We start from the raw sequence: 15,837 nt of genomic DNA, 5'->3' as shown, positions 1-15,837 counted from the left end.
ACTCCGGCCCACGCGCGGTGCGGTTGCCGCGCATGGATTTCGGCGGGTGCGACGATGGGTGAGACGGAAAACGGGACGGTTGCCGGTGGGGCTGAGACCAGGCCGGCCCGGTGGCAGTTCTGGGTGGATCGCGGCGGCACCTTCACCGACATCGTCGGCCGCCGGCCCGACGGGTCGGTGGTGACGCACAAGCTGCTGTCGGAGAATCCGGAGCGCTATGCCGACGCCGCCGTCCAGGGCATCCGCGACCTGCTGGGCCTGAAGCCGGGCCAGCCGATCCCGCCGGACACGGTGGAGGTGGTGAAGATGGGCACCACCGTCGCCACCAACGCCCTGCTGGAACGCAAGGGCGAGCCGACCGTCCTCGTCATCACCGAAGGGCTGGGCGACCAGCTGCGCATCGGCCATCAGGCGCGGCCGAAAATCTTCGCCCGCCACATCCATCTGCCCGACCAGCTCTATTCCCATGTGGTGGAGGTGCCGGAGCGGGTGATGGCCGACGGCCGCGTGCTGAAGCCGATCGATCTGCACGCCGTCCGCCGCGGGCTGGAGGAGGCCTTCCGCCAGGGCTTCCGCGCCGCCGCCATCGCGCTGATGCACGGCTACCGCTATCCGGAGCATGAACGGCAGGTCGCCTCGCTGGCCCGCGCGGTCGGCTTCACCCAGGTCTCCGTCAGTCATCTGGTCAGCCCGCTGATGAAGCTGGTCGGCCGCGGCGATACCACGGTGGCCGACGCCTATCTCTCCCCGGTGCTGCGCCGCTATGTCGACCGGGTCGCCAACGACCTCAGCGTCGACGGCATGCCGGTGCCGCTGATGTTCATGCAGTCCAACGGCGGCCTGACCGACGCCCGCCGCTTCCAGGGCAAGGACGCCATCCTGTCGGGTCCGGCCGGCGGCGTGGTCGGGGCGGTGCGCACCGCCGGGATGGCCGGCTTCGACCGGGTCATCGGCTTCGACATGGGCGGCACCTCCACCGACGTGTCGCATTATGCCGGCGAGTATGAGCGCGCCTTCGATGCGGTGGTGGCCGGGGTGCGCGTGCGCGCGCCGATGATGCACATCCACACGGTCGCTGCCGGCGGCGGCTCGCTCTGCGTCTTCGACGGCACCCGCTTCCGCGTCGGACCGGACAGCGCCGGCGCCAATCCGGGTCCGGCCTGCTACCGCCGCGGCGGGCCGCTGACCGTCACCGACTGCAACGTGATGGTCGGCAAGATCCAGCCGCGCTTCTTCCCGCATGTCTTCGGCCCGAATGGCGACCAGCCGCTGGATGCCGAGGTGGTGAAGGCCCGCTTTACCGAACTGGCCGCCACCGTCAATGCCAAGCTCGGCACGACGATGACCCCGCAGGAGGTCGCCGAGGGCTTCCTGCGCATCGCCGTCGACAATATGGCGAACGCCATCAAGAAGATTTCCGTCGAGCGTGGCTACGACGTCACCGGCTACACGCTGAACGGCTTCGGCGGGGCGGCCGGCCAGCATGTCTGTGCCGTCGCCGATGCGCTCGGCATGACGCGGGTGTTCCTGCACCCGCAGGCCGGCGTGCTGTCCGCCTATGGCATCGGTCTGGCCGATACCGTGGCCATCCGCGAGCGCGCGGTGGAAGGTCCGCTGAGCGACGCCGTGGTCGACCGACTGACCATGCTGTTCACCGACCTGGAGACCGAGGGGCGGGCGGAGCTGACCCGCCAGGGTGTGGATACCGACCGGCAGGCGATCAACCGCCGTGTCCACCTGAAGGCCGCCGGTTCCGACACCACGCTGACCGTCGCCTTCGGCTCGAAGGTGGCGATGACCAAGTCCTTCGAGGAGGCGCACCGCCGCCGCTACGGCTTCCTCACCCCCGGCACCGCGTTGGAGGTGGAGTCGGTGACGCTGGAGGCGGTCGGCCTGACCGACGTGCTGGAGGATCCGGAGCTTCCCGCCACCACCGCGGTGCTGCCGCGCCGGCTCGCCACCGTCGCCATGCATATCGGCGGCCAGCGCCGGGAGGCGCCGCTCTATGACCGCCGCCAGCTTCAGCCCGGCAACCGGGTGGTCGGCCCGGCGATCCTGGCCGAAGCCGTCTCCACCACCGTGGTCGAGCCCGGCTGGATGGCGGAAGTCACCCGCAAGAACCATCTGGTGCTGACCCGGCTGGAACCGGCGACCCAGCGTCAGGCCGCCGGCATCAAGGGCGGGGCGAAGGTCGATCCGGTGATGCTGGAGGTCTTCAACAACCTGTTCATGTCCATCGCCGAGCGGATGGGCGTGACGCTGGAGAAGACCGCCCGCTCGGTGAACATCAAGGAGCGGCTGGACTTCTCCTGTGCCCTGTTCGACCGCGAGGGCGGGCTGATCGCCAACGCCCCGCACATGCCGGTCCATCTGGGCTCCATGGGCGAGAGCGTGCGCGCGGTCATCGAGCGGCGCGGCGGGAGCTTCACGGCGGGCGAGTGCTTCGCGCTGAACGATCCCTACCATGGCGGTACCCATCTGCCGGACATCACCGTGGTCTCCCCGGTGTTCGACGAGGCGGGCAAGGACCTGCTGTTCTTCGTCGCCTCGCGCGGGCATCACGCCGACGTCGGCGGCATCACCCCCGGCTCCATGCCGCCGGACAGCACGACCATCGCCGACGAAGGCGTGCTGCTGGATTGCGTGCCGCTGGTGGAGAACGGCCAGTTCCGCGAGGAGGCAATGGTGGAACTCCTGCGCTCGGGCCCGCATCCCGCGCGCAACCCGGCGCAGAACATCGGTGACCTGAAGGCGCAGGTCGCCGCCAACGAGCAGGGCACCCGCGAGTTGCACCGCGTCGTCCGCCTGCACGGCCTGTCCACCGTCATCGCCTATATGCGCCACGTCCAGGACAATGCGGAGGAGCAGGTCCGTCGCGCCATCGGCGTGCTGAGCGACGGCGACTTCGCGGTGACGCTGGACAATGGGGCGGTCATCAAGCTGCGGGTGTCGATCGACCACGCTGCCCGCTCGGCCATCGTCGATTTCTCCGGCACCAGCACCCAGCTGAGCAACAACTTCAACGCACCGTCGGCGGTCTGCCGGGCGGCGGTGCTCTATGTCTTCCGCTGTCTGGTGGACGACGAGATCCCGATGAACGAGGGCTGCCTGCGCCCGATCGAGATCGTCATCCCGCCGGGCTCCATGCTGTCGCCCAACCCACCCGCCGCCGTGGTGGCCGGCAACGTGGAGACCAGCCAGTGCATCGTCGACGCGCTGTTCGGCGCGCTGGGGGTGATGGCGTCGGCCCAGGGGACAATGAACAACACCACCTTCGGCAACGAGTGGCACCAGTATTACGAGACGGTCTGCGGCGGCTCCGGCGCCGGCAACGGCTTCGACGGCACCGACGCGGTGCAGACCCACATGACCAACTCGCGCCTCACCGATCCGGAGGTGCTGGAGTGGCGCTTCCCGGTGCTGGTGGAGAGCTTCCGAATCCGCCGCGGCTCCGGCGGGGCAGGGCGCTGGCGCGGCGGCGACGGCGTGATCCGCCGCCTGCGCTTCCTTGAGCCGATGACGGCGGCCATCCTCGCCAACCACCGCAAGATCGCCCCCTTCGGCCTGAAGGGCGGGGCCGACGGCGCGGTCGGCCGGACCTGGGTCCAGCGCACCGACGGCAGCGTGCAGGAACTGGCCTCCCAGGACAGCACCGCCATGCGTCCGGGCGACGCCCTGGTGGTGGAGACGCCGGGCGGCGGCGGATTCGGGGCGGTGGGGTAAGGAAGGGCTTTGGGGACGTGATGCCCCCTCCCTAGCCCTCCCCCGCTAACGCGGGAGAGGGGACTGCCGCCGCTTTGTCAGTTACGTCACGCTGACAAGCATCCTACCCCCTCTCCCGCCCCCTCTCCCGCGAAGCGGGGAGGGATGGGGAGGGGGCAACCGCCGCAGAACGCTGTCGCCCCTCAATCCGCCCGATGCGGCGCCACGATGCCGAAGCGGTGCATCTGCCGATGGACGGTCGAACGGTCGACCCCCAGCGCCCGCGCCGTCGCCGATACGTTCCAGTGGTGCCGCCGCAGCGTCTCGCGCAGCCGGGCCGCCGGATCCTCCTCCGCCACCACCGTCTGCGCCACCTCCGCCGGCCAAGCCTGGAACAGGCCGCTGTGCTGCACCGGCTCCGGAATGTCGTCGAGGTCGATCAGCCCGCCGTCGCAGACTGCGCAGGCATAGTCGAGCGCATTCACCAGCTCCCGCACATTGCCCGGCCAGCCGTGGCCCCGCAGAGCCGCCAGCGCCGCCGGGGTCAGTCGATAGCCGATGCCGTCGCGCTCCGTCCGCTCGGCCAGCAATCGCTCGATCAGCCACTCCAGGTCGCCGCGCTGGCGCAGCGGCGGCACGGTGAACACCGCGCCGTTGAGACGAAAGTACAAGTCGTCGCGGAACTTGCCGGCCTTGACCAGTTCCACCAGATCGCGGTGGGTGGCGCCGATGACGCGGACATCCACCGAAACCGCCTTTGTCCGGCCGATCGGCGTCACCTCCCGCTCCGCAAGCACGCGCAACAGGCGGGTCTGCGATGACAGCGGCATGTCGCCGATCTCGTCCAGGAACAGGGTGCCGCCGTCGGCCTCCAGGATCAGCCCCTTCTTGCCGCGCGCCGTCGCGCCGGTGAAGGACCCGGGCTCGTAGCCGAACAGCTCGCTCTCGATCAGGTTTTCCGGCAGGGCCGCGCAGTTGATGGCGACGAAGGGCTTGTTGCGGCGGACGCTGGCCTTGTGCAGGGCCTTGGCCAGATGCTCCTTGCCGGTGCCGGTCTCGCCATGGATCAGCAGGCTCATGCGGGTGTTGACCAGCTTCGCCGCCCGCGTCAGCACCGCCTTCAGCGCTGGATCGCCGCCTGACACCACGCGCAGCGGGTCCGGCAGCGTATCGCCGCCATGGTCGGGCACGTGGCTGCGCGGCAATGACACGGCGGGTGGCGGCATCGCCTGGGCGAACAGCGGCAGGCCGGTGCGGCGCAGGCGCAGCGTCCGCTGTTCGGTCGGCAGCGAACGGACGAAATGGACGAGATCGTCGACCTCGCAGTCGAACAGCTCGGCGAAGGAGCGGCCGAGCGGCGACACCCCATCCTCCACCAGCAGGTCGCGGGCCTTGTGGTTGAATCCGACCACCCGTCCGCCGGCGTCGAGCGCCAGGACAAAATCGGGGTCGACCTCCGCGAACTCCTGCGACGCCGACAGCTTCACCACCCAGTCGCGGCGGAAGTTGTTGTAGAGATTGGCGGTTTCGATCTTATGGACATAGGCGCGCACCATCTGCAGCGCCAGATATTGGCTGATCTTCGGCTCCGGCGAATGCAGGGCGGAGATGTCGAGCACGGCGGCCAGTTCCCCGCCGCTGTCGAACACCGGCGCGGCGGTGCAGGTCAGCGGGATGTGGGTGGCGTCGAAATGGTCGGTCTGGTGGACGGTCAGCGCCTGGGCGGTGGCGATGCAGGTGCCGACCGCGCAGGTGCCGGCATGCCCCTCGTTCCAGTCGGCCCCCAGATACAGCCCGGCCCGGCGCAGATGGTTGTCGAAGGTCGGGTCGCCGATGAAGTCCACCGTGACGCCGTTGCTGTCGGTCAGCAGCAGGACATAGCCCATCCCGGCCACCTGCCGGTACAGCGCCTCCAGCCCGAAGCGGGCCATGCGCAGGAACTCGTCCATGGCGTCGCGATGCTCGCGCAGCCGTTCCTGCGGCAGGATGTGCGGCTCGCGGCCGACGGTGGGGTCCAGCTTGTGATCGGCGACGCAGCGGCGCCAGGAGCTTTCGATGATCGGATCGCGGGCGGACCGCAAGCCGGCGGAGACACGGCCAGTGGAGACACGGACGAGTTCATCGATGTGGGCCGCGCGCGCGCTGTCCATGGTCGTGCCTCCCGCAGTCATCGTCCGCTTGTCCCGCGAACATATTTATAGGGAACAGTACCAACCGGCCGACCCGATAGGCAACATGTGCAAAAGCATCAGACCGCCCCGCCGGCCGACCCCCCGGCGCGACCGCCATCATGCCCGGGGCATACCGGCGTATGACCTCGGCTTTTCGTTATTGTTCTGCGACATGACGTTAAGGACATTTGCACAAGTCGGGCCTCATGCTCCATAAACGGGCAGGGATCGCCGGGAGTTTTCGATTTGCGGATTCTGATCGTCGACGATTCACCGCGCCACCTGACCATGATGGTGTATGAGCTGAACAAGCTCGGCTACGCCACCAGCGTGGTCCACAACGGTGCCGCCGCCATCGAGGCGGTGGCGAATGAGCGCTTCGACGTGGTGATGGCCGACATCCGTCTGGCCGACATGACCGGCATCGAACTGTGCTGGCACCTGCGCACCGCCCAGGGGCTTCGCCATCTCTATCTGATCCTGATGATCCCCGGCAGCATGACCGATCAGTTTCACGAACTGGTGGAGGCCGGCGCCGACGAGTTCCTGCGCAAGCCTCTGGACTGGAAGTGGACGGCGGCGCGCCTGCTGGCGGCCTCGCGCGTCGTGGCGATGCAGCGCGACCTGGAGCGTCTGGCGACCACCGACGCCCTGACCGGCGCCCTGAACCGCCGCCGCTTCCTGGAGAGGGGGGCTGAAGAGGTTGTCCGCTCGCGACGATACGAACGCCCGCTGTCGGTGGTGATGCTGGATATCGATCACTTCAAGCGGGTCAACGACACCCACGGCCACGCCACCGGCGACGAGGCGATCCGCAGCACGGTGCGCGCCTGCAAGGACACCTTGCGCTCCTGCGACCTCATCGGCCGTCTGGGCGGCGAGGAATTCGCCGTGGTGATGCCGGAAACCCCGCCGGTGAATGCCTTCGCCGCCGCCCAGCGCCTGCGCCAGGCGATCGCCGCCCGGCCGGTGATGCTGGAGGACGGCGGTGAGCTGTACCTGACCGTCAGCCTCGGACTGAGCTGGCTGACCGGCAATGATGCCGGCATCGAACCCTTGCTGGCCCGCGCCGACGCCGCGCTCTACCGCGCCAAGAACGCCGGCCGCAACCGCGTGGAGGTCGAACCGCAGATCGCGCTGCCGAAGTCGATGATGGGGTAGGGTCGCGAGGTGCCGTCAGCGTTTCACCTCCCAATCGATCACAACAGACAAAAGACAATAAGGGGCACTGCGGGAAACTCCAAACTTTAAGTCTCCCCAGGAGCGGCGATAGATAAAGTATTCTGGAGCATCAGCTGGCTGCCGTGCATTTGGCGGCGAGTACTCGGGTGGAGAGCCATATTTTCTTGTAATATCATTGCTCGATACACACCCGTCGGCGGGAGCAAGTGATAGGATTATCAGCCCATTGGCTGTTTGAGGGTGTGAGGGGACGCGCATTTCGAAAGTTCTGAAGGGGGCGGAAACGCTGATGTCAGCAGTGAACACGTCAACATAAGGGGTCGACCATTCCGGTATTTTTTTTGGTGTTGAATGGAAAAGACTGGCAACCGTAGCGACATCACTTTCCCGCATGGATGCGGCATCTTCAATGATGGAGAAAATTCTTTCGGGTGGCAGCATTTTTTCGCTCCCCATTTGTGCGGATAGAACCAATAGGCCAAAGGCCGTTAATGTCGTTATCATCCAGTGATGGCCTACGGCTTTTTAAGCTTGGGTGCAATCACATTGTCCCAATGATCTGAGTAACTTTGAGAATAATAAATTCTGTAAGTTGTTCCTGCGGGGGACCCGCTTGGCTTCTCATTATCGGCAAATATATCTGCGATCTCCTGTCGGGCTTTGTCTCGATCCTTATCAGAAGTATACTTTGATATTATTTTTTCATAGGATGCCGTCTGCGATCCTGCAATTCCGATATCAGTACCAGAGCTTTTCAAAATTTCCTGCCTTACTCTTGCATTTACTAATGTTGCTTCTCCTTCATCCTTGAGGTGCCTATTTGCATTCAAAGAAACATATTCAGCCTTTGTGCGTCCCGTTTCGTTTACATAAGGGTCAGCTGTATAGAGTGCATGGCCGCTTTCGTGAGAAAGAATTTGCGTCACCACCGAGCTGTTATTTTGGAATTGCGAATCGATAACAATGGTTTTCTGATCTTTATTGCAATAACTACCTTTGCCCGCATCGCCATAGCGAATGGTCCAGCCACCTTTCTGCAGAGTGTCGATGTTGGATTTCAGGGTTGGAGATTGAGAGGCCAGAGCATCCACCGATGGACCGAGACCAGTGACTGTCGGCGGTGCCGACGTGTTTCCATCGCATTTTTGGGCTGCTGCGCCCGGGCTCTCTGTTTTCGAAAAGCCGAGATTCTCAAGTGAGCTTTTAATTTTTTGCTTTATTGCATCTATCCAGGACATTATTCACCTAAATTAATTTGCGCTGATTAACAAAAGTCAAAGCCATTTCGAGAAGACGGCTTAAACGATCGCCGGCAGGTATGTTGGTTTGGGCCAGAATCCTTTGTGCCCATGGTTTATTTTTGTCTGTATCAAAGTTCTTGCCAAGTATGAACATTATATCAATATAGACACAAATTTCATATTCAGAATTGAATCCGTAAATTCTTCCCTTATCTATTGCGTATGAAACTATATTTTTACATGTATCCAAACTGATTTGTGCGGGTAAATCTGGAAAGCAGGTGGTTATATGCTTCTGAATTTTAGCGACAAAATTGTCCATGCGCTCGTAAGAGAGCGATGAAATCTGATATTCGCTTAAAGATAACAATTTTTTGGATCCATCACAAAATAATGGTTGTTTCCAGGATATCCTACTCAGAATACGCAATCAAACCTCAATTTGCCTTTCTGGTGGTTGTTGGGATGACGAAGCGTTCAAAACTCCAGGATGCTATGGTCGTCCAAGAGTGCGGTAGAAGGCGAGTCGATCATCTTATCTCTATGAACGCTGATTGCGTGTTGCTCCAGCAGAGCCAGATCATTGGGTGGAGATGTTTTCGGTTTTGGAGCGGATGGATCGAATGACCATCGAAACATGCGCAGCGCGAGCTTCGGCTCACATCTCGGGTGCTTGCCGTCCGCCGACATGATGCAGGTTCGATCGGGCGCGTCCACCAACGAGGTGGAAAACAAAAAGCCCACCAAGTCAGCGGCTTGGTGGGCTTTTTATGTGATGGTAGCAGCGGAGGGATTTGAACCCCCGACCAAGGGATTATGATTCCCCTGCTCTACCACTGAGCTACGCTGCCATCGTGAGCGCCTTTGTTGGCGTTTCCGCCGCCGTTGGCTACCATCGTGTCCCGTCGTTGCCGCCGGGAGCCGCTATATAGGATAGGGCGACTTGGCCTGTCAACGCGGAATTTTCCAGGGGTGCGATTTTTTTCGGCCGCCAGCCGGAAACCCGCATAACCCCCTGATTTAGGCCGTCGTTTCGCCTGCCTCCACGCCCTCGGCCACGCCACCGGCGGTGCCGGAAATCCAGCCGCCGCCCAGCACGCGGTCGCCTTGATAGACGACGCAGGCCTGTCCGGGGGCGATGCCGTGCTGGGCCTCCAGCAACTCCACCAGCGCAGTGCCGTCGGGGCCGGCACGCCACAGGGCAGGGGCGGCGGGCTGGGCGGAGCGCAGCTTTACCGACACCTCGATGCCGGCGCCATCGGCCAAATCAGGACCCAGCCAGTTCACGTCGCGCACCATCACCAGAGAACGGGCGAGGTCGCGGCGCGGGCCGACAACGACGCGGCGGCGGGCCGGCTCCAGGCGGACGACGTAGAGCGCCTCCTCCTCCTGGCCGCGGATGCCGCCGATGCCCAGCCCCTTGCGCTGGCCGACCGTGTAGTGGACGACGCCCTTGTGGCGGCCCAGCACCCGGCCATCGACATGGACGATGTCGCCGGGCTCGACGGAGCCGGGGCGCAGCTTCGCCACCACCTCGGCGTAGTTGCCGTTGGGGACGAAGCAGATGTCCTGGCTGTCGGGCTTGGCCGCGACCTCCAACCCATGGCGCTCGGCCAGCGCGCGGGTCTCCGGCTTGGTCAGGCCGCCCAGCGGGAAGCGCAGGAACTCCAGCTGCTCGCGCGTGGTGGCGAACAGGAAATAGCTCTGGTCCTTGCCCGGATCGACGGCGCGGTGCAGTTCGGCGCCCTGCGGGCCGGCGATGCGGCGGACGTAATGGCCGGTGGCGAGCGCGTCGGCTCCCAAATCGCGGGCGGTGTTCAGCAGGTCGCGGAACTTGACGCGCTGGTTGCAGCGCACGCAGGGGATCGGCGTCTCGCCGCGCAGATAGCTGTCGGCGAAGTCGTCCATCACGTCCTGGCTGAAGCGGCCCTCGTAATCCAGCACGTAATGCGGGATGCCGATGCGGTCTGCGACCTGACGGGCGTCGTAGATATCCTGGCCGGCGCAGCAGGCGCCCGGCTTCTGCAGGGCGAGGCCATGGTCGTAAAGCTGCAGCGTGATGCCGACGACGTCATAGCCCTCCTCCCGCAGCACGGCGGCGGTGACGGAGGAATCAACCCCGCCGGACATCGCGACGACGACGCGGGTGTCCTGGGGGCGCTTGGAAAGACCGAGGGAGTTCATGGCGCCCTATATAAGGCGGGCAGGCGCCCGGAAAAGGCAGGAAAGAGGCCGCCGGGGGTCGCGTCTACATGACGACGCCCCGGCGGCCGGAACAGGTTCCCCTGGACCGTCACTTCATCGCGTTGTTGCTGCCGCCCGGCAGGCGGACGACCAGACCGTCCAGCTCTTCGGTCATGATGATCTGGCAGCCCAGGCGCGAGGTCTTGGTCAGGCCGAAGGCGAGGTCCAGCATGTCCTCCTCGTCCTCCTGCGCGTCCGGCAGGACGTCGAACCATTCCGGCTCGATCACGACGTGGCAGGTGGAGCAGGCAAGCGAGCCCTCGCAGGCGCCTTCCAGGTCCAGGCTGTTCTTGTGCGCGATCTCCAGCACGGACAGGCCGAGCGGGGCCTCCACCTCGCGGCGGGTGCCATCGGGCTCGATGAAGGTCATCTTGGGCATGGGGTCCTCGTTCCTTTAAGGTTGCCTAGCGATTGTATGGGAAAATGTAACGGAAAAGCGGATCAGGGCCGCGGCGGCGTCAGGGCGGCGCGGCGGTCGCGGACTTCGGTGGCCAGCGCCTCCAGCCGTTCCAGCCGGGCCAGGATGCGGGCGGCACCGTCGGAAGCCGGCGGGCTATCCGGGCCGGAGGCCGTCTGCGCCTTGCGGAAGGCGGGGGCGAGATATTTGATGCAGGCCTCGACCCGTTGTCTGAGTTCCAGCCCGATGCGGTCCAGTTCCTGCGCGTCCTCGGCGCGGGAGAGCCGGGTGGCAAGGTCGGCGATTTCTTCGTCCTCATCCCCGACGGCCGGCTGGCCGCCCAGCAGGGCGAGAAGCGCATGGGCGCGGCGGATGGGATCGCGCAGCACCTCATAGGCGTCGCGCAGAGCCTCGACCTGGGCCTTGGCGTTCGCCTTCTGGCGTGGGCCGCGGGCGGCGAAACGCTCCGGGTCCATGGCGCGGGTGAAGCCGGCATGCTGCTTCGACAGCTGCTCCAGATCGATGTCGAAGCGGCGTTCCAGTCCCAGCCGGGTGAAGGGATCGAGCGGCCGCGGCGGCTGGGCCGCACCGCAGGCGTGGCAGAACAGGGCGCGTGGCGCCACCGAGCGGCCACAGGTGCCGCAGGGCTCCAGATCGCCGGCGATGGCGCCGGAAATTCCGCCGCTGCTGTTGCCGGGCGGGCCGGATTTGGAACGGGTCATGCGCACAGTCCGTCAAAACGCCGAAAGGATCGGCCGATAGGATCGATACCCCGACATCAGGCCGCCACTGCAAGCCGGCGGGCCTTCCGCGGGGTCATACCCATAAGCCGCAGCCGGCGCAATGCGCGAATGCGGACTTTCCGGGCGGGGGACAGATGGTCGCGCGGCCATGGCGGGCGGGACGCGGGCGACAGCGGATCTCAGCCATCCGCGGACGCGCTTCGCCGCGCCATCGCGGTCCAGGCTGTCAGGAAGCGGTCAACCGCCTCCTCGTCGCTGGTCCAGCCCAGGCTGACGCGGATGGCGCTGGCGGCGGAACGGTCGTCCTCGCCCATCGCCGCCAGCACATGGGAGGGCTTCACCTTGCCGCTGGAACAGGCCGATCCGGCGCTGACCGCCACCCCGGAGAGGTCCAGCGTCATCACCTGGGTCTCGCCGGGCAGGCCGGGCAGCATCAGGCAGCTGGTGTTGGCGACCCGCGCGGCACCGACCCCAATCACGCGGGCGCGCGGCATGGCGGCCAGCGCCTCACGCTCCAGCCGGTCGCGCAGGGCCGCAAGGTCGGCGGCCTCCGCCAGCCCCTCCCGCGCCAGCCTTGCGGCGGCGCCGAAGCCGACGATGCCCAGCAGGTTCTCGGTGCCGGCCCGCTTGCGCCGCTCCTGCCCGCCGCCGCGGATCAGCGCATCCGGCTCCAGCCCCTCGGCCAGGATCAGGGCGCCGACGCCGGTTGGGCCGCCCAGCTTGTGGGCCGACAGCGTCATCAGGTCGACGCCGAGGTCGGGTAGCGACAGCGGCAGCCGCCCGGCGGCCTGCACCGCGTCGCAGTGGACCAGCGCGCCATGGGCATGGGCGATCCGGGCAGCCTCGGCCACCGGCTGGATCACACCTGTCTCGTTGTTGACCAGCATCAGCGAGACCAGAGCCGGACCGTCCGCACTGGCCAGCCGGTGCTCCAGATCCTCCAGGGCGGCGACGCCGTCGCGGGTCACGCCGAAGCGCTCGGCATGGGGGCAAGCGGCCAGCACCGACTCATGCTCGATGGCGGAGGTCAGCACCCGGCGACCGGCGAAGCCGCGCAGGGCGAAGTTGTTCGCCTCCGTCCCGCTGCCGGTGAACAGCACCTGCGCCGGCTTCACCCCCACCAGCGCCGCGACGGCGGCGCGCGCCTCCTCGACCGCCCGGCGGGCGCTGCGGCCGAAGGCGTGAACGGAGGACGGGTTGCCGACCAGGTCCATCGCCTGACCCATCGCCGCCTTGACCTCCGGCTTCAGCGGAGCGGTGGCGTTGTGGTCGAGATAGACACCGGTCCGCCGGAAGGGGGAGACGAACGGGACGGTCACTTTTCAGGCACGCTCAACTGCGAAGGCCAATCTCATCCGGCGGCGTTATTCGGCGGCGGCAACGGCGGTGCTGTCGGCGGCCGGGGCCGGGCGCAGCAGGTTCAGGCCGCTGGTGCCGATGATCCGCCGCTCCACCACGTCGGCGACGGTGACCGAGCTGAGATACATATGGATCTGGTTGCCCAGCTCTTCCCACAGGTCATGGGTCAGGCAGCGCGAGCGGTTGGTGCGGCAACCCTGCGGCGTGCCGTTGGCGCAGCGGGTGGTGCGGATCGGCTCGTCCACCGCCAGGATGATGTCGGATACGCGGGTGGCGTCGGCCGGGTGGGCCAGCAGATAGCCGCCGCCGGGGCCGCGCACGCTCTTGACCAGCCCGCCCTTGCGCAGCTTGGCGAACAGCTGCTCCAGATAGGACAGGGAGATTTCCTGCCGCTCCGCGATGTCCGCCAGCGCGACCGGGCTGCCCTGGCTGGTGGCGGCCAGATCGACCATCGCCATCACGGCATAGCGTCCCTTGGTGCTGAGTCTCATCGCGATTCTCCTTGCGCTTCGTGCATCCCGCCATTGTGGGACGCCACCGTCTCTAGCGGTGTGGATGTTGAACGGGGAAGGGCGGCGGGCGGGCGGTCCGCCTCCAACTCGCCGACACGGGCCTGCAGCGCCGTCACCTGATCGAGCAGGCCGGTCAGCGCGCGGGCGACCGGATCGGGGATCTCGCCGCAGGGGGTGCCATAGGGCATGAATTTCCGGGTTTCCGCGCGGTCGCGCGGCACCACCGGCTTGGCAGGGATGCCGACCACCGCGGTGTCGGCGGGCACGTCGGCCACCACCACCGCGTTGGCGCCGATGCGCGCGCCGCGGCCGATGGTGATGGCGCCCAGGATCTTGGCGCCGGCACCGACGATCACGCCGTCGCCCAGCGTCGGATGGCGCTTGCCTTGGTTGAGCGAGGTGCCGCCCAGCGTCACCCCATGATAGAGCATGACGTCGTCGCCGATCTCCGCCGTCTCGCCGATTACCACGCCCATGCCGTGGTCGATGAAGAAGCGGCGGCCGATGGTGGCGCCGGGATGGATTTCGATGCCGGTCAGCGAGCGGGCGATCTGCGAGATCAGCCGGGCGGTGGTGTGCCAGCCGGCGTCGCGGGCGCGCCGGGCGATGCGGTGGAGCACGATCGCATGCAAGCCCGGGTAGCAGAGCGCCACCTCGAACCGGGACCGGGCGGCGGGGTCCCGCGCCATGATCCCATCGATCTCTTCGCGAAGATGCTTGAACACGCCATCACCCGCCGTGGTATAGTCCGCCGCTCTCATCGGCCGCCCGCGCCCGGCTTCGGCCTGTCGGACCCTCGCGGTTCAGGACCTTTCCGGTTCGGACCCGTTCGGGTTCCGGCCGGCAGGGACCCGGACTTAATCGATCGGTCCTGCCAGTGCTGGGGCCGATCGGGCGGGTCAGGCGGGTTGTCCCGGAGGACGTTACGACGCATATATGATGACCAAGCAAAACGGTCAAGAATTGTGTGCGGAAAACCCCACTCCAAGACGGGAAAATCCGTGACGGGCCCGAAGGCCCGCGCCGGGGCGGCTTGCCGGATGAAGGTCCGGCCGGTCGCCGTGGCGGTCCCAACAACCCTTTGTCCGCGTCAGGAACGTCGTTCCCATGCCTGAAGTGCTCTTCAACGGTCCCGCCGGTCGCCTGGAAGGCCGTTACACCCACGGCAAGCAGCCGAACGCCCCGGTTGCGCTGCTGTTGCACCCGCACCCGCAGCACAATGGGACGATGAACAACAAGGTGGTCTTCACCCTGTTCCAGTCCTTCACCAAGCGCGGCTATTCGGCCCTGCGCTTCAACTTCCGCGGCGTCGGGCGCAGCCAGGGCACCTACGACAAGGGGGAGGGCGAGCTGGCGGATGCGGCGGCGGCGCTCGACTGGCTGCAGACCTACAACCCCAATGCGCCGCTCTGCTGGATCGGCGGCGTGTCCTTCGGCGCCTGGATCGGCATGCAGCTTCTGATGCGCCGTCCGGAGATCGACGGCTTCGTCTCGGTCTCGCCGCCGGCCAACCTGTTCGACTTCTCCTTCCTGGCGCCGTGCCCGTCCTCGGGCCTGATCATCCATGGCGACAAGGACGAGGTGGTGCCCCAGGCCGCGGTGACCAAGCTGGTGACCAAGCTGTCGCACCAGAAGGACATCCGCATCGACCACCGCGTCGTTCCCGGTGCCAGTCACTTCTTCGTCAACCGCACCGACGATCTGGCGACCCAGGTGGACGACTATCTGGACAAGGCGCTGGGCAATCCCATCGCGGCGGTGGCGGAGTAAGCAAGCCCAACCCCATCCAACCGTGCCCACGAGAGCGTGGGCGGTTGGATGGGGGCTGGCGCCGTGTCTATTATTGCTCGCAGCCCAGAACCCACACGTCGTAGATCGGGTTCTCCATCGCCGACAGGGCGGGGCTGGAGGCGAACATCCAGCCGCTGAAGACCGGTTCCGCCTGCTCGCCGGGTTTGATTTCCGTCACTTCCAGGAAAGCGGCGGATTCCGGCGTTTCGATCGGCGGGTTCTCGCGGCAGGCGCGCAGCGTGATGCGCAGGCTGCTCATCGCCTTGGTCTCTCCGACCTTCATGGTGAAGGTGGAGGTGCGGGCGGTCACCTTGTCCAGCCATTGCAGCTTGGCCGCAGGCCGTTCGATCATCTGGTTCGGGACCGGGGCGGCCTGGACGGACGCGGTCGCCAGCAGGGCGGCAGCCAGCGGAAGAAGTCGGAGAAGTCTCGTCACGTCGGATCGCTTCCGTAATTGCGGACGGCGCCCCATGGCAGGATCCTGTCAACCAGATG

Annotated in this window: 14 protein-coding genes and 1 tRNA gene; 3 read left to right on the top strand and 12 right to left on the bottom strand. The window is 66.1% G+C overall.

From position 1 onward, the window contains the following. Positions 1–54: 54 nt before the first annotated feature. A complete protein-coding gene (locus B9N97_RS22135) occupies positions 55–3,723 on the top strand; it encodes a hydantoinase B/oxoprolinase family protein (protein ID WP_085089875.1) in 3,669 nt (1,222 codons plus the stop codon). 182 nt (positions 3,724–3,905) lie between these two features. Here B9N97_RS22135 and B9N97_RS22130 read toward each other — a convergent pair whose 3' ends face one another. Then, the gene (locus B9N97_RS22130; protein WP_085089874.1) at positions 3,906–5,852 is read right to left on the bottom strand and encodes a sigma-54-dependent Fis family transcriptional regulator; all 1,947 of its coding nucleotides are present in this window, start codon (positions 5,850–5,852) and stop codon (positions 3,906–3,908) included. Between the two features lie 267 nt (positions 5,853–6,119). Here B9N97_RS22130 and B9N97_RS22125 point away from each other — a divergent pair, with 267 nt between their 5' ends. Next, positions 6,120–7,034: a GGDEF domain-containing protein gene (locus B9N97_RS22125; RefSeq protein ID WP_085089873.1), complete on the top strand. Its 915-nt coding sequence runs from the start codon at positions 6,120–6,122 to the stop codon at positions 7,032–7,034. A 15-nt stretch (positions 7,035–7,049) separates the two neighbouring features. Here the strand turns inward: B9N97_RS22125 and B9N97_RS35145 are convergent, their stop codons facing one another. The 10 genes from B9N97_RS35145 to epsC form a co-directional block, all read right to left on the bottom strand. Further along, a complete protein-coding gene (locus B9N97_RS35145; protein ID WP_143266812.1) occupies positions 7,050–7,496 on the bottom strand; it encodes a hypothetical protein in 447 nt (148 codons plus the stop codon). Between the two features lie 74 nt (positions 7,497–7,570). Next, entirely contained in the window at positions 7,571–8,293 is a 723-nt protein-coding gene (locus B9N97_RS35140) for a hypothetical protein (RefSeq protein ID WP_143266810.1), read from the bottom strand. Positions 8,294–8,300: 7 nt separating this feature from the next. Next, a complete protein-coding gene (locus B9N97_RS35135) occupies positions 8,301–8,618 on the bottom strand; it encodes a hypothetical protein (RefSeq protein ID WP_143266809.1) in 318 nt (105 codons plus the stop codon). A gap of 454 nt (positions 8,619–9,072) precedes the next feature. Continuing rightward, positions 9,073–9,147 (bottom strand) — tRNA-Met (locus tag B9N97_RS22120). A gap of 169 nt (positions 9,148–9,316) precedes the next feature. Next, positions 9,317–10,480 carry a tRNA 2-thiouridine(34) synthase MnmA gene (gene mnmA / locus B9N97_RS22115; protein WP_085089872.1) on the bottom strand — a complete coding sequence of 388 codons (1,164 nt, stop codon included), beginning with the start codon at positions 10,478–10,480 and terminating at the stop codon, positions 9,317–9,319. 109 nt (positions 10,481–10,589) lie between these two features. Further along, the gene (locus B9N97_RS22110; RefSeq protein ID WP_085089871.1) at positions 10,590–10,919 is read right to left on the bottom strand and encodes a ferredoxin family 2Fe-2S iron-sulfur cluster binding protein; all 330 of its coding nucleotides are present in this window, start codon (positions 10,917–10,919) and stop codon (positions 10,590–10,592) included. 62 nt (positions 10,920–10,981) lie between these two features. Beyond that, the gene (locus B9N97_RS22105) at positions 10,982–11,659 is read right to left on the bottom strand and encodes a molecular chaperone DnaJ (RefSeq protein WP_085089870.1); all 678 of its coding nucleotides are present in this window, start codon (positions 11,657–11,659) and stop codon (positions 10,982–10,984) included. A 200-nt stretch (positions 11,660–11,859) separates the two neighbouring features. Beyond that, on the bottom strand, positions 11,860–12,999 hold the full coding sequence (locus B9N97_RS22100) for a cysteine desulfurase family protein (protein WP_085089869.1): 1,140 nt from the start codon (positions 12,997–12,999) through the stop codon (positions 11,860–11,862). 45 nt (positions 13,000–13,044) lie between these two features. Continuing rightward, positions 13,045–13,530 (bottom strand): Rrf2 family transcriptional regulator, encoded by a 486-nt coding sequence (locus tag B9N97_RS22095; protein WP_085089868.1) that lies wholly within the window; start codon positions 13,528–13,530, stop codon positions 13,045–13,047. After that, positions 13,527–14,312, bottom strand: a complete 786-nt coding sequence (gene epsC / locus B9N97_RS22090; protein ID WP_085089867.1) for a serine O-acetyltransferase — start codon at positions 14,310–14,312, stop codon at positions 13,527–13,529. Before epsC ends, B9N97_RS22095 begins: the two co-directional genes overlap by 4 nt. Positions 14,313–14,658: 346 nt before the next feature. Between epsC and B9N97_RS22085 the strand changes: the two genes are divergently transcribed. Then, the gene (locus tag B9N97_RS22085) at positions 14,659–15,321 is read left to right on the top strand and encodes an alpha/beta hydrolase (protein ID WP_085089866.1); all 663 of its coding nucleotides are present in this window, start codon (positions 14,659–14,661) and stop codon (positions 15,319–15,321) included. A 70-nt stretch (positions 15,322–15,391) separates the two neighbouring features. Here the strand turns inward: B9N97_RS22085 and B9N97_RS22080 are convergent, their stop codons facing one another. Then, positions 15,392–15,778, bottom strand: coding sequence for a DUF2155 domain-containing protein (locus B9N97_RS22080; RefSeq protein WP_143266807.1), 387 nt, complete (start codon positions 15,776–15,778; stop codon positions 15,392–15,394). Positions 15,779–15,837 lie beyond the last annotated feature (59 nt).

This window comes from Azospirillum oryzae, assembly GCF_900177515.1.
Lineage (GTDB): Bacteria > Pseudomonadota > Alphaproteobacteria > Azospirillales > Azospirillaceae > Azospirillum > Azospirillum oryzae_A.
This window is presented reverse-complemented; position numbering and strand designations above follow the sequence as displayed.

Coding starts and splice junctions, on each gene's coding strand:
- B9N97_RS22135 (WP_085089875.1), top strand. CDS start 55: ATGGGTGAGACGGAAAACGGGACGGTTGCCGGTGGGGCTGAGACCAGG.
- B9N97_RS22130 (WP_085089874.1), bottom strand. CDS start 5,852: ATGGACAGCGCGCGCGCGGCCCACATCGATGAACTCGTCCGTGTCTCC.
- B9N97_RS35145 (WP_143266812.1), bottom strand. CDS start 7,496: ATGCTGCCACCCGAAAGAATTTTCTCCATCATTGAAGATGCCGCATCC.
- B9N97_RS35140 (WP_143266810.1), bottom strand. CDS start 8,293: ATGTCCTGGATAGATGCAATAAAGCAAAAAATTAAAAGCTCACTTGAG.
- B9N97_RS35135 (WP_143266809.1), bottom strand. CDS start 8,618: ATGGACAATTTTGTCGCTAAAATTCAGAAGCATATAACCACCTGCTTT.
- mnmA (WP_085089872.1), bottom strand. CDS start 10,480: ATGAACTCCCTCGGTCTTTCCAAGCGCCCCCAGGACACCCGCGTCGTC.
- B9N97_RS22110 (WP_085089871.1), bottom strand. CDS start 10,919: ATGCCCAAGATGACCTTCATCGAGCCCGATGGCACCCGCCGCGAGGTG.
- B9N97_RS22105 (WP_085089870.1), bottom strand. CDS start 11,659: ATGACCCGTTCCAAATCCGGCCCGCCCGGCAACAGCAGCGGCGGAATT.
- B9N97_RS22095 (WP_085089868.1), bottom strand. CDS start 13,530: ATGAGACTCAGCACCAAGGGACGCTATGCCGTGATGGCGATGGTCGAT.
- epsC (WP_085089867.1), bottom strand. CDS start 14,312: ATGAGAGCGGCGGACTATACCACGGCGGGTGATGGCGTGTTCAAGCAT.
- B9N97_RS22085 (WP_085089866.1), top strand. CDS start 14,659: ATGCCTGAAGTGCTCTTCAACGGTCCCGCCGGTCGCCTGGAAGGCCGT.